We start from the raw sequence: 13,217 nt of genomic DNA, 5'->3' as shown, positions 1-13,217 counted from the left end.
GATGACGGAGGAAATGGATTCATGTGTGGCATTTTAGGCGGAAACAACACAGGTTGGGATTATGGGGCAGGAATCGCGCATATGCAGCACAGAGGGCCAGACGGCATCAGGATTGTTGAAAGACCTGGTTTTACTTTGGCATTTGCGCGTCTTGCAATTATGGATTTGTCTGAAAACGGCATGCAGCCGATGTTTTCCGAAGATGGGCGCGTGGGGATTGTCTATAATGGTGAAATTTACGGTTATCAGGGACTGAAAGCGGAATTGGAAAAGATGAGGTTTCGATTCCGTTCGGAATCGGATACAGAGGTCATTTTGAATGCGTATCTTGCCTGGGGAGACAGATTTATCGACAGGATAGATGGAATGTTTGCATTGGCCATATATGACTTCCGCGATGAGACGATAAAGCTCTACCGTGACAGAGCAGGCATTAAACCACTGTATTACTATTGCCTGGAAAGTGATTTTGCGTTTGCGTCAGAGATGAAGGGAATCATCCATCTCTGTACGGATATGAAGCTGCAGAAGGATGATACTGCTATTTATGACTACCTGAATTATTCATACATACCTGAACCAAAAACTGTCTATAAGAACATATTCAAGCTCGAACCAGCTCACCGTCTGGTGTATAGTCTGAGGAAAAAGAAGATATCTGTAAGGGAAGCCTATTGGAAGCTGAGGGTAAGCGGTGCCGAGGGAAAGCGGAAAAAGGCAGATGAACTGGTAGAAGAACTCAGAAACCTTATCAGAATGTCTGTTAGGAGGCACATGACAGCGGATGTGCCAGTCGGAACCTTCCTGAGCGGAGGGATTGATTCGAGTATTGTCACCTATGAGAGCAGTCTGCAGAATCCGAAGATAGAAACGTTTTCCATGGGATTTGCGGACAGGAGATATGATGAACTGAGGTATGCGCAGAGTCTGGTGGATAAATATGGCCTGACGATGAACCAAAGGGTTTTCCAAAGAAAAGACTGCACCATGCTTGTTGGCAAGATACGCGAGTGGTATGATGAGCCGTTCGCGGATGTTTCTGCTTTCCCGACGTATCTTGTGTCGTCTCTGGCAAAAGAGAAGGTGGATGTGGTATTGACAGGAGACGGGGGAGATGAGGTTTTCGGGGGATATCCAAGATATACCATGCTTCAGGAAAGAGAAAAGAATGGCATTGACAATTTGTTGGTATCCGGCATATTCCAGCATCTGAACCGTAGAAGGGCTTTCACAGGCTGGGAAACTGTTTTCATGGATGATTTAAGCTGTCTGCTGAGCTCTTATGGGGAGCCGCTGTCGAGCGGCGACCGCGCATTGAGGAAAAAGCTTGGCATACCGAAAGACTATGACAGATTCTGGCATATGAGAAAATATTATGTGAAGGACCTTCCTGCAATCACCAGAGGGCAGTACCTGGACTTCAAGACATATCTGCCAGGTTCGGTACTGACTAAAGTCGACAGAGCCAGTATGGCCGTTTCCCTGGAGACGAGGGTGCCGCTGCTGGACAGGGAGATTATCGAATTTGCATTTGGACTGTCCCAGGAAGACAGGTGTCCGTGTGGACTGTTGAAAGGCCTGCTGAAGAAAGCATATCAGGAGGAATTGGGGAGAGGGATTGCCTATAGGAAAAAACAGGGGTTCAACATGCCAACGGATTATTTGGGGGCAGGGGACACTGCAAGGGAAAAACTCTTGCGTACAGTTTGGAGGGATATATGGCGTGAAGAGGATATGTGATGTTCCGGACGGATACGCGGACGTCATCATTTCCACACATACCCTGGAACATGTCGAGAACCCGCTTGGGGCGCTGAGGGAGCTGAGAAACAAGCTGAAGGAAAATGGCAAAGCAGTGTTCCATGTTCCGAACGAATCCTGCAGCACGGAATATGTCAGGAGCGAACCCAATAACCACCTCTATACATAGAACTGCCTGACCCTTGGAAATCTTTTCAAAGCCGCCGGGTATTTTGTACATTCCGTACAGAACGTGCAGGAGGTATGGCCGAAACACTATCCTGAAATCGGACGGGAAGTCAGCCCTCAGCTATTTGAGGCAATCTGCGAAATAGGCGGGAAAGCTTCCGATGAAAACAGGTGCATTATCGTTGCATATAAATAAAGCGTGAGTCTGCATCCGTTCATACCATTATCTTCTGTGGACAGACAGCGGCTTACTGGGAAAGGACTCTTATATGTTGGAAAAGGACATGTCGCTGGACGGAAAAACGATTCTGATTACGGGGTGTGCCGGCTTCATCGGCGCAGCCCTTGCGGTGGAACTGCTGCGGGAGACAAAAGGTGTGCACATCGTGGGCATCGACAACATGAACGACTATTACGATGTTGCTTTGAAGGAGCACAGGCTAGGGCTCGTGCAGTCCGCCGCAGGGCGGGGGAGCAGGTTCACGTTCATCAGGGGGAGTATCGCTGAGCAGGACTTAGTCAGGGAAGCATTCAGAAAATATAAGCCAACTGTAGCAGTCAATCTGGCGGCACAGGCCGGGGTGAGGCACAGCATAGAAAACCCTGGTACATATATTGAATCGAATATAACAGGCTTCTTCAACATGCTGGAGGCCTGCAGGCACAGCAGCGGGGATGGGGGAGTGGAGCATTTTTTGTTCGCGAGCTCTTCTTCTGTGTACGGGAACAGCAAATCCATACCTTATTCCACAAGTGACAGGACGGATTGTCCGGTCTCGTTGTACGCAGCTACGAAAAAGGCGGACGAGCTACTGGCATATTCCTATGCAAAACTATACGGGATACCGATGACGGGGCTCCGGTTCTTCACGGTGTATGGCCCTGCAGGGAGGCCGGATATGGCATATTTTGATTTCTCCAACAGGCTTACCTCCGGAAAGACGATACAAGTCTATAATTACGGCAACTGTAGAAGGGACTTCACCTATATAGATGACGTTGTGGCGGGAATAAGGTCAGCAATGGAGCGCGCCCCCCGGGAAGATGAAGATTCAGTGAGGTATAAAGTGTACAACATAGGGAACCATTCCCCGGTGAAACTGCTGGATTTTGTCCATCTGCTGTGCGGGGAGCTTGAACGCGCCGGCCTGTTGGGGGCCGGGTTCGATTTGGGCTCTCAGATGAGGCTGGTGGGGATGCAGCCCGGGGATGTGGAAAGCACATATGCCGACATATCGGAGACAGAGAGGGATTTCGGCTTCAGGCCGAAAACCGGTTTGCAGGAAGGGCTGAAACGGTTCGTGGAGTGGTACTCGGATTATTATAGGTGACTTAAGCAAGGGAATGTTTCGGACAGGAGAATCTGACAGGGCATGAACATCTTATTTGTAACTGGTCTATTTGCAAATGATGAAAGGGATACGGCGTTAGGCGGAATGCCTGGTGCTGTCTATAAAAGCGCACTGGGGATGCAGCAACGAGGGCACAGTGTGAGGATTCTGGCATGTGCAGGCCGTGAGCGCCGATGGAGATATCAGGGATTGGACGTGATATCTGTCCGTGTTGGCCAGGGGATAGAAGAGAAGGCCGCAGGGGCTATGCTGATAGATATCCTAAAGCGGGAGTTGGCAGTGAGGAGATACGTCCAAAAACTGGACTGTGAGAAAGCGATTGATATCGTGCAGTATACGGGCTGGTTCGGGGTAGGGCTGCTGCATCCATGTGGCATACCGGCAGTGATGCGTATGTCGTCCTATACAAAAGTACAGTTGTCCAATAACTTTTCTACCGGGAAAAGGTTCCTGCTGGAAGCGGTGGAATACCTGGCTGCAAAAAGGATGAACTTCGTGTTCGCGCCCAGCAGGATTACGGCAGCAGGACTGGAGAAGGACATTCAGAGGGCTGTGGTCGTGATGGAGACCCCCTTCCGTCAGGAAGAGACGAAATGGGACGACAGTATCCTCCGGAGCAGATTGGAATCAAAGAGGTATCTTCTGTTCTTTGGACGCATGACAGTAGATAAGGGGATATATGTCATCAGGGATATGCTGCACGAAATATTGGACAGATATCGGGAAATACATATTGTCTTTGCAGGTGGGATAAATCGGCATGAGGGGGTTCTGGTCTCTGACGAGCTAATGGAGGCGGCAGGAGAGCATGGCAGTAGGGTGGTCTTTCTGGGTTTGTTGCCTAAGGAGAGGTTGCTGCCTGTAATTGATGGTGCGGAGTTGATATTGATGCCTTCGTTGGCGGACAATTTCCCCAATGCATGTGCCGAGGCGATGTCGCTGGGGAAGATTGTGATTGGAACGGACGGCAGCAGCCTGGAGCAGTTCATCCAGGATGGCGTGAACGGATACCTTGTGGAAAGAAACAATCCGGGACAGCTATGCAGATGTGTGGACAGAGTCCTGAGGATGGAGCCGGGACAAAAAGAGCTTGTGTCCATAAGGGCAAGGAAAAAGATAGAGGGATTGGACTTAGAGAGCTACTCCAAAAAAATGGAAAAGATATATACACGCGTGATAAAACTACAGCAGAGGGATTGAGGCCGGAAACGGAAAAGGCTATGCAGGCGAAAGGAGTCGTCAATGAAAAAAGGGATTATTTCAGTACTGTCGGCGTTAGCAGGGGCTGCAGTGGGAGCGGCGGCAGTAGGAAAGACGGCATCGGAGAAGGGCGAGAAGCTACAGATGATGTCGGACAAGCATCTGGCTCTGTTTTTGATGATGAACCAATGGGTGAAGGTGAAGCAGGAAGGGAAGCATCTGGCATCGTATTTTGAAGCGAACGGATATAGAAAGATTGCCATTTATGGAATGAGCTATGCAGGGGAAACATTGCTGGATGAGCTCAAGGGCACAGGGGTGCAGGTGGCCTATGCCATCGACAGGAGCGCTGGCTCTATCTACGCGGATGTGGATGTCCTTCCATTGGAATCGGAACTGGGAGATGTAGATGCGGTCGTGGTCACAGCCATCACCTATTTTGACGAAGTGGAGGAGCAGCTTGGCAGGAAGCTGGACTGCCCTGTTGTTTCATTGGAAAATATTCTGTATGAGATGTAGGCGGGGGGAAGAAGTGGCAGAAAAGATATATCCCTTTCCATGGAATGGCAATTCTTTAGTTGAAAAGATGTATGAAGAACAGAATTATAAGGTTATTACAACTTGCTCTCAGTCAGGAAATGCTATTTTATTCTTCTCTGGAAACGGTCTATACTTTCCTGATGAAACGGAAACGTTTTATGATACCATCTGCAAAAAAGACAGATATGAATGGGAAAATGTTGCGAAGTCTCCATTGATACAAAGATGCTTTTCGAAAATCATTTTTATAAGGGATATATATAAACAGTGGTATGTAAAAGGAATCAATCATAAAGTCAATTCTGTTACAAAATTGATTGAATTGATGCGTCACCTGACCCAAGGAGAGCATATTGTCACTTGCGGCAATTCAGCTGGAGGCTATATGGCTGTGCTTGTAGGAAAAGAAATTGGTGCAGAAAGGATTTTTAGTTTTTCGGGGCAGTTTTCTTGTTGGAATAGAATAAATGAAGAACCTATGTTACAGCTATATAAAAGAGACTCTGATTACAACAAATGGTATGGAACGGAGCATTTGCTAAAAAAATCTGGGGGGGTATTTTATTTCTATCCGGCATATTGCAAACAGGATGAGGAACAGATTGTCCTGGCTAAGGACGCGGTAGAAGAAGGTATTTATCCATTTGCCTTTGATGGGGATGTCCATGGAGTGACTGTCGCGGCAGAATGCTACAAGTATATTCTGACAATGGATAACGGACGGCTGATAGACCTATCAGAAAAATATAAATCTCAGGTAATACAAAAAGATGACTTCTTTTTTGATGTTTTACATATGGCCCAAGGAGCATCGGGAAAGCTGGGATTTGCGGAGGCTGTTTTGGCGATAGGCAGATTGATAAAGAGAGAGGGCAGGAAGCAGAACTTGGTAGTGTGCCCGTATGGAGAAAAGGGTAGGCTTGTTAAAAGCGTCTTGAATGAGATTTTTGGTATTCGGGAAATGGCGGTTGTGGATAATCATCTCTGTGCAACGGAGGAGGGCATTATTTCAATAGCGGAGCTGGCAAAGGCAAAAGAAAAATATACAGTTTTACTGTCAACGGAAAAAAGTGATATTAAAGAATACCTTATGGATGAAATTTCAAAGAGTGAACTTGCTGATGTGTTTGATGTTTCGGCTCTGGGAAGATGTGAGTAGTATCGTTTATTTCTTATTTTGCAGAATCCTCTCATCTGTGTGAAGGGTGTTTAGGGAGAATGGACTTGGACTATTTTTGAGGGTATAAGTTCAGAAAGGAATAGAGACATGGTGGTTGTTCGTATTTGGGAAGGGCTGGGAAACCAGATGTTCCAATATGCGTATGCCTATGCATTGCGGCAGAGGACAGGGCATACGGTCTGCCTTGACCTGCGTCATTGCAACAGGGGGGATTTTCCCTTTGAAAAGAAAGATATTGTAAAAAGAGAAGTGGGAATCCAACATTTTTCGATATCCATGAAGCACATTGACACACGAAAAATATTCAGTTTAAGATGTCTTGAAAATACAAGGAAAATATATGTTCCTCAGTATGGTTTATTGAAACAGAGAATCGGTAGATGGGGAATAGTAGAAGATGCAGATAGAATAACGGACTGTCTCCAAGACATCATGGAACCAAGGGCGTTCACCTATGTAAATGCGCATTGCATGAACAGAAAGTATTATAGTGGTTACAGAGAAGGCTTGCTGAGAGAACTTAAGCTGAAGAGAGAAGTGCGCATATCGAATGATTTAAAGAAAATACTGCGAGATGATAATACAGTTTCCATCCATATTAGGCTTACAGATTACTTACGGAATCCGATAGCAATATGCCGACAGGAATACTATGACAGGGCAATACAATGTATAAAAGAGAAAATTGAGAATCCATGTTTTCTTATCTTTACAGATGATTTGCATATGGCGAAAGCAAGATACCGTTTTAGAGAAAACATTTATTGGGTGAACGAAGAAGGATGTACAGATTACGAAGAACTGGCAATTATGTCAAAGTGTAGGCACAATATTATCGCAGAAAGCACATTCAGTTATTGGGGAGCTTGGCTGAATGCAAATCCGGAAAAGATTGTAATAGCACCTAGAAAGTGGTTTGGAGGAAGGCTGTATGAGGAGGGGTGGAAGAAACTGTGAAAAGTAAATCAAATCTTGATAAGATAGACATCGTGATGACAACAGATGAGAACTATATTTTGCAGACACGGGTTACGATATGGTCTATGGCAAAGGCTTCCGCCGCTGAATACGAATATAGAATTCATGTCCTGTGTGACGGAGCACTTTCGCCTGTCAGCAGAAACAAGCTGCTTGAGATGGAATATTTATTTGACAATATTTCAATACATTTTATAGAGGTGGAAAGAAGCATCTTTGAGAAATCAAAGCTCACTTCCTTTTATACGATGGCATCTTATTATAGACTTATTATGACAGAAGTGATAGAGGCAGAAAAATGTGTTTTCCTGGATGGGGACATTATAGTCAGGACTGATATTTCTGAGCTTTTTCAAACAGATTTAGAGGGAAGTTATATTGCCGGTGTACCCGATTGCGGAATAAAGTGCAGGTTAGAAAGGTTTCTGGAACATCAGAAAATCATCAATCTTCCAACGATGGATAAATACGTGAATGCTGGCGTATTGGTGTGGAATCTTAAAAAAATGAGAGAAGACAATCTGTACTTAAAGTTTCTCTCATATATCGGTGAGGGATATCCGAGTATGGATAATGATATCCTCAATAAGTGCTGCTACGGAAAGATAAAACTGTTAAATATAAAGTACAATTTTTTTGCGGAATTTTTTGGAAGAGAGGGGAAGTTAAAAGAGGGTGGATACAGCGAGGGTGAACTCCATGATTTGAATGAGAATGAAATGATTATCCACTTTTCGGGTCGATTTAAGCCATGGGAATATGTCAGAGTGAATAGAAGTGAGATATGGTGGAATGCGGCAAGGGAGGCTTTAGCGGAGAGCGACTATGTGGCAATGTATGATGCAGCTAAAAGTCTATCTGTTCAAAGTGACTGGTCATATTTACTGGAAAAGATTAGGCAATATAAAGATATCATTATCGTTGGCTTTTCCGATATTGGAAAGAATGTGGCAGATGCGCTTTTGTGGAGGGAAGCCAATAAGATAGGATGCTTTTGTGATAATGACAGGAAGAAACAGGGTAAGATATATAAACAAAAGGAAGTTCTGTCCATAGAAGGGGCAAATGAGAACTATCCCTGTGGGCTATGGATAATAACAAGTCAAAACTACCATAGAGAAATTAAAAAACAATTGGAGGATATGGGAATAGGCATTGACAGAATTATCAGATATGTAGATAAAAGTGAGGCTTATTATGAAGCAGTCGATGACAGATATCAAGAGCTTGAAGAGAAGGAAAAGGTATTGAGGACGGGTGGATGAGAATATTAATCCTAGGCGCCGCTGGATTTATTGGAAGGAATTTGGTTGAAAACCTTATTGGCAATATGGAGCATGAGCTATATTTGTTTGATAGAAATAGCTTACAGGGGCAGCTCCTGGCTCAAGAGAAAAATTGCCATATGATTTTTGGTCACTTTTCTCCAGAAACAGATTTCAATAATCTGACCAAAGGGATGGACATCGTCTACCATTTAATAAGCACTACTTTGCCCAATACATCAATGAAAAAAGTTTCGGATGGCATCAGGGATAATGTCATGGTAACGGCACAGCTTTTAGAGGCATGTGCTGAAAATAAGGTGGGGAAGATAGTTTTTCTTTCATCGGGGGGGACTGTATACGGCTTAAGCAAGCAGGTTCCCTTTCATGAAGGCGTTATAACGATGCCAATTTCCGCCTATGGTATGCAAAAGATAGCGATAGAGAAGTTATTATATTTATACTACTATACTTATGGAATGGACTACAGAATTATCAGGTTGGCAAATCCATATGGAAGGTATCAGCGTCCTGATGGGGTTCAGGGAGTTATTGCTTCTTTTTTGTATCGGGCTTTGAGGGATGAAGAGATATGTGTATATGGGGATGGAAAAATAGTCAGAGACTACATATATATTGACGATGCTATAAGTGCCATAAAAAATATTACCAAGTATGATGGGGAATATAAAATATTTAATGTGGGTTCTGGAATTGGGACAAGTGTAAATGAGATAATTTGCGTAATAGAAAGGATATTAGGAAGGACATTGAATGTTCGGTTTGAAAAGGGGAGAAAAGCGGATGTACCCATTAATATACTGGATATAAGCAGATATGAGGAAAACATAGGGCAATTGATTCAGGTAACATTAGAGGAGGGTATCAGAAGAACTATGAAATACTATGGGGAACTTAACAGAATAGGGAAATAAGATATTAGCGCAACGGGATAGGGAATGAAACAACATTTCCGGAGGGATAAACAGTGAAGGGAAGTAGGAAAATGGAAAAGGCAGTTATTTATGGCAGAGGTGGTTATTACAGACAGCATAGGGACAAATTGCCATCAGATATAGAGATAATTGCTTATGCAGACAGCTTTGTGGAGTCAGCAACATCAGCTACAGGAAAGCTATTTGAAGGGAAGCCTGTATTGCTTCCGTGGGAATTACATAAAGTAGATTATGACAAAGTGTATATCTGTACAGATTACGCAGTGGGAAATAGGATTTTTTATACATTAATTGAAAATGATGTTGCCCCTGATAAGATACTGTTTTTGAACAGGATAGTCTTTCCCGGAAGTTGGGAATATGTGGCGGCAGAAGACGGGGGGGTGATTTCATCAATTGATGGAATCCGGATAAAGGAGCGTTATATCACAGACTTCGACATTATTGTAGAGATATTTGTAAAGGGAGCATATCGTGCGATACTGCCGTTCTCGGATTATATCGTCATCGATATGGGGATGAACATCGGAGCAGCCTCCCTGTATTTTGCGCAGAAACCAGAGGTAAGCAAGGTTTATGGATTCGAGCCGTTTCCAGACACTTACGAACAGGCTATAGAGAATTTTGCGAGGAATGAACAGCCCATCAGAGATAAGATTGAGGCATATAATATAGCGCTATTGGATGTAGAGGGCGCGATGAGGGTAGCGGTTCCGTATGAACAGACAGGATGGCGCAATATCTTTTCACAGGATAAGGACAAGGAGCAGACGGAGATTGTTTGCAGAGAGGCAGGGAAGGTCATTGGAGATATATTGAAGGAGAATCATGGTAAAAATGTGGTATTGAAATGTGATGTTGAGGGATCGGAATTCAAGATTTTCGAATCATTGGAAGCCGCTTCCTGCTTTAGCAGAATAGATGCTGTCATGATGGAAGTTCATGGGGATTCCGCTCCACTGACAGGTATGCTCAGAAAGCATGGCTATAAGTTGTTCCTGCTGGGTGAAGCGAGTGGGATTCAGATGTTATATGCAGTGAAATGAGGTTGAGGATATGGAAAATCTGTATGGATATGATGAATTGTGCAGGATAATTGAATCCTGTGTGACAGAGACAGATTATAAAAGCATTTCAGAATGCAAGAGCCTTCTTATGGTAGCTGTCAATGAAGAGGTGAGGCTAAAGAGATGCGTGGACAGTCTTTTGAAGGAAAGTCCGGGAATGCAGATTGTTTTCATCGCCCAACCTTCCATGGTGCCCGTGTTGAAGCAATGGTATGAAGCATGCCCGTCTATTGCTTGGAAAGGGAAATATACAGTGGAGGTGTTGAAGGAATTGGGGGATGAGGTGCGGCTCTCCCAACCGGAAGGCTTCTTTTATTTTAGTGAGCAGCCGGTAAATATGCGGGATGAAAATTTTATGGAAATCGCCGCATTGCTGCAGCAACAGGGCGATGTACGTGTTTTCTGCAGTACGATTGGTGAGGATTTATATGAGTATCATAATATACATCTATATTGCCAGGGAATCAGAATCTATAATGAGATTAATAAAATGATTGATTACATGTAATACGGCAGGAAGGGATAGGGGCAGATGAAGATTGGGATTCTATCGCAAAACAAGGAAAAGAATATCACGGGAATTAACAGGGTGACCCTTGGGACGCTCACAGAGCTGCTAAAACTGGATCAGGAAAACCAATACAGCTTTATTGGAAGGACGGACTGGTTTTCCCTGCCCCTGGACAGTATTCCCTTTGTACCGGCGACGGACAGGGTGCTATCTCTCAATTACTTATTGAAGGCCAATCCATTGGATATCATACATTCCCATTACAGGCCGTTCCATGTCGGCAGCCGTATCCCATGCGGAAAGATATTGACGATTCATGACTTGATTCCGCTGCTTTTTCCGGAATGGTACGGCAGCCAGTATGGCTATTATAATGAAGCTATTCGACAGGGGGCGGCAGAAGCGGATATCATCATAGCCGTTTCAGAGTACACAAAGCGGGATATTGTGGAATATTATGGAATTCCTGAAGAAAAAATAAAGGTGGTCTATAATGGATTGTTTCCTCCGAAGCTTTTTGCGGAGACGGCAGTGGGAGAGGCGGTCGCAGGGCTGGAGAGGGAAGACTTTCTTTTGTCTGTGTCCGGTGTGGGGCCGCATAAAAACCAGACAGGACTGGTGGAGGGCTTTCTGCGGTACAGACAGCATCATCCGGATAGCAATCTGAAGTTGGTTCTCACAGGGCCTGTACGCCGATATGAGGTGATTCGCGAGATTTTGGAGAAGCATAAGGATGCGGAAAAATACATTGTTTTCACGGGATTTGTGACCGATGCGCAGCTTGTATGGCTGTACCGAAGGGCGATTGCGTTTCTTTATGTCTCTTTCTATGAGGGGTTTGGTCTGCCTATATTGGAAGCTTTGTCTGTAGGAAAAGCAGTTATCTGTTCTGATACTACGTCCATGCCAGAGGTAGGCGGCAATGCGGTGGAATATTGTAATCCCCATGATGCAGATTCCATCGAAGCTGCGATAACACATGTAATAAATGATGTTGAATACAGATGTGGGCTGGAGGCGCTGGCGTCAAAACAGGCGGCGTTGTTCTCCTATGAGCGGGCGGCCCGTGAAACTTTGGATATTTATCGACGATTTCTAAAATAGAGGGATTGAGATGAAAAGGATATTGCATATGACTCCGCCTGAAATCAAGAATGGGGTATATAGATATATTTTTAATCATATGGGATATATTAATCAGGAGGAGTACCAGTTTGCTTTTTTGACGAAGGTTGCAGAAGAGCTAAAGCAGACAAAGGAGTATGGAGAGTATCGTTTTCCGGTTCATAGTTTGAAACATACAGAGAGGGAAAACAAAAGCGCCTTGGAAAGGGAAATCAAAAGTACATTAAAGGAAGGGTATGACGTGATTCATCTTCATACAAGTTCATGGAGGGGCTTTTCCATTGAGGAAATTGCTATGGACATGGGGATAAAGAAGGTCATTGTACATTCGCATAGCACAGGGATTGACGTGACAGACAACTTGGAGCGGGCAGAAAGATTGGCGGAGCATGAAAAATATAAAGAGAGGTTCACTTTACGGTATGCGACGGATGTGTGCGCCTGCTCGCGACTGGCAGGGGACTGGCTTTTTGGCGCACAGATACCTAGAGAAAAAATCCACATATTGCCGAATGCCATTGACGTAGAGCGATATCGTTTTCGGCCAGAAATCAGACTAAAAAAACGCAGGGAGCTGGGACTGGATGATAGGATTATAATCGGGAATGTCGGACGCTATTGTTACCAGAAGAATCAGGAATTTCTGATTAGAACATTTTCAGCAGCGCGTCAGCAGAATGCAAAACTGTTCCTTATATTGATGGGGGAAGGCATAGCGGAACTTCAGCTAAAGGAATTGGCCAAGGAACTTCATATGGAAGCAGAGGTGTTATTTATGGGATGGCAGGAAGACGTGGAAGAATACCTGCAAGCAATGGATGTGTTCTGTCTGCCCTCCAGATTCGAAGGTCTGCCAATCTCTGCAATCGAGGCACAGGCAGCTGGATTAAAATGCCTGATATCAGATGCCGTATCAGAAGAAATCTTGTTGACGGATCAGGCGATGTTATTGCCTTTGGAAGAAGGCATATGGCAGAAAGCCCTGACAGATATTGAGGCAAATGACGCGAGGGAGCTATATGGCAGGAAGCTGCAGGAACAGGGATATGATTTAAGGACAGCGGCTGGCAAATTGACAGAGCTATATGATGGAAATTGATTCAATGAGTGGGAA

The 13,217-nt window shown here is 44.5% G+C and carries 13 protein-coding genes; all 13 read left to right on the top strand.

Going from position 1 to position 13,217, the window contains the following annotated elements; translation table 11 throughout:
• The first annotated feature begins 21 nt into the window (after window positions 1–21).
• The 13 genes from asnB to NFS35_RS14155 all read left to right on the top strand — a co-directional run bounded on the left by asnB (window position 22) and on the right by NFS35_RS14155 (window position 13,202).
• The gene (asnB, locus tag NFS35_RS14215) at window positions 22–1,740 is read left to right on the top strand and encodes an asparagine synthase (glutamine-hydrolyzing) (protein ID WP_251207784.1); all 1,719 of its coding nucleotides are present in this window, start codon (window positions 22–24) and stop codon (window positions 1,738–1,740) included.
• On the top strand, window positions 1,724–1,930 hold the full coding sequence (locus tag NFS35_RS14210) for a methyltransferase domain-containing protein (protein WP_251207783.1): 207 nt from the start codon (window positions 1,724–1,726) through the stop codon (window positions 1,928–1,930). The genes asnB and NFS35_RS14210 overlap by 17 nt, the downstream gene beginning before the upstream one ends.
• A 268-nt stretch (window positions 1,931–2,198) precedes the next feature.
• Window positions 2,199–3,260 carry an NAD-dependent epimerase/dehydratase family protein gene (locus NFS35_RS14205; protein WP_275564688.1) on the top strand — a complete coding sequence of 354 codons (1,062 nt, stop codon included), beginning with the start codon at window positions 2,199–2,201 and terminating at the stop codon, window positions 3,258–3,260.
• 42 nt (window positions 3,261–3,302) lie between these two features.
• A complete protein-coding gene (locus NFS35_RS14200; protein ID WP_251207782.1) occupies window positions 3,303–4,481 on the top strand; it encodes a glycosyltransferase family 4 protein in 1,179 nt (392 codons plus the stop codon).
• Between the two features lie 42 nt (window positions 4,482–4,523).
• Window positions 4,524–5,000 carry a hypothetical protein gene (locus NFS35_RS14195; RefSeq protein WP_251207781.1) on the top strand — a complete coding sequence of 159 codons (477 nt, stop codon included), beginning with the start codon at window positions 4,524–4,526 and terminating at the stop codon, window positions 4,998–5,000.
• Window positions 5,001–5,013: 13 nt separating this feature from the next.
• Entirely contained in the window at window positions 5,014–6,180 is a 1,167-nt protein-coding gene (locus NFS35_RS14190; protein ID WP_251207780.1) for a hypothetical protein, read from the top strand.
• Window positions 6,181–6,288: 108 nt separating this feature from the next.
• Window positions 6,289–7,158 (top strand): alpha-1,2-fucosyltransferase, encoded by an 870-nt coding sequence (locus NFS35_RS14185; RefSeq protein WP_251207779.1) that lies wholly within the window; start codon window positions 6,289–6,291, stop codon window positions 7,156–7,158.
• Window positions 7,155–8,444, top strand: coding sequence for a glycosyltransferase family 8 protein (locus tag NFS35_RS14180; RefSeq protein ID WP_251207778.1), 1,290 nt, complete (start codon window positions 7,155–7,157; stop codon window positions 8,442–8,444). The genes NFS35_RS14185 and NFS35_RS14180 overlap by 4 nt, the downstream gene beginning before the upstream one ends.
• Complete coding sequence (locus NFS35_RS14175; protein WP_251207777.1) at window positions 8,441–9,379, top strand: NAD-dependent epimerase/dehydratase family protein; 939 nt, start codon at window positions 8,441–8,443, stop codon at window positions 9,377–9,379. Before NFS35_RS14180 ends, NFS35_RS14175 begins: the two co-directional genes overlap by 4 nt.
• A 71-nt stretch (window positions 9,380–9,450) precedes the next feature.
• Window positions 9,451–10,446: an FkbM family methyltransferase gene (locus tag NFS35_RS14170; RefSeq protein WP_251207776.1), complete on the top strand. Its 996-nt coding sequence runs from the start codon at window positions 9,451–9,453 to the stop codon at window positions 10,444–10,446.
• A gap of 10 nt (window positions 10,447–10,456) precedes the next feature.
• Window positions 10,457–10,975 (top strand): hypothetical protein, encoded by a 519-nt coding sequence (locus tag NFS35_RS14165; RefSeq protein WP_251207775.1) that lies wholly within the window; start codon window positions 10,457–10,459, stop codon window positions 10,973–10,975.
• A 24-nt stretch (window positions 10,976–10,999) separates the two neighbouring features.
• A complete protein-coding gene (locus NFS35_RS14160; RefSeq protein ID WP_251207774.1) occupies window positions 11,000–12,082 on the top strand; it encodes a glycosyltransferase family 4 protein in 1,083 nt (360 codons plus the stop codon).
• Window positions 12,083–12,092: 10 nt separating this feature from the next.
• Window positions 12,093–13,202, top strand: a complete 1,110-nt coding sequence (locus NFS35_RS14155) for a glycosyltransferase (protein WP_251207773.1) — start codon at window positions 12,093–12,095, stop codon at window positions 13,200–13,202.
• Window positions 13,203–13,217: the final 15 nt, after the last annotated feature.

It is taken from the genome of Acetatifactor aquisgranensis (assembly GCF_943193215.1).
Lineage (GTDB): Bacteria > Bacillota > Clostridia > Lachnospirales > Lachnospiraceae > Acetatifactor > Acetatifactor aquisgranensis.
This window is presented reverse-complemented; position numbering and strand designations above follow the sequence as displayed.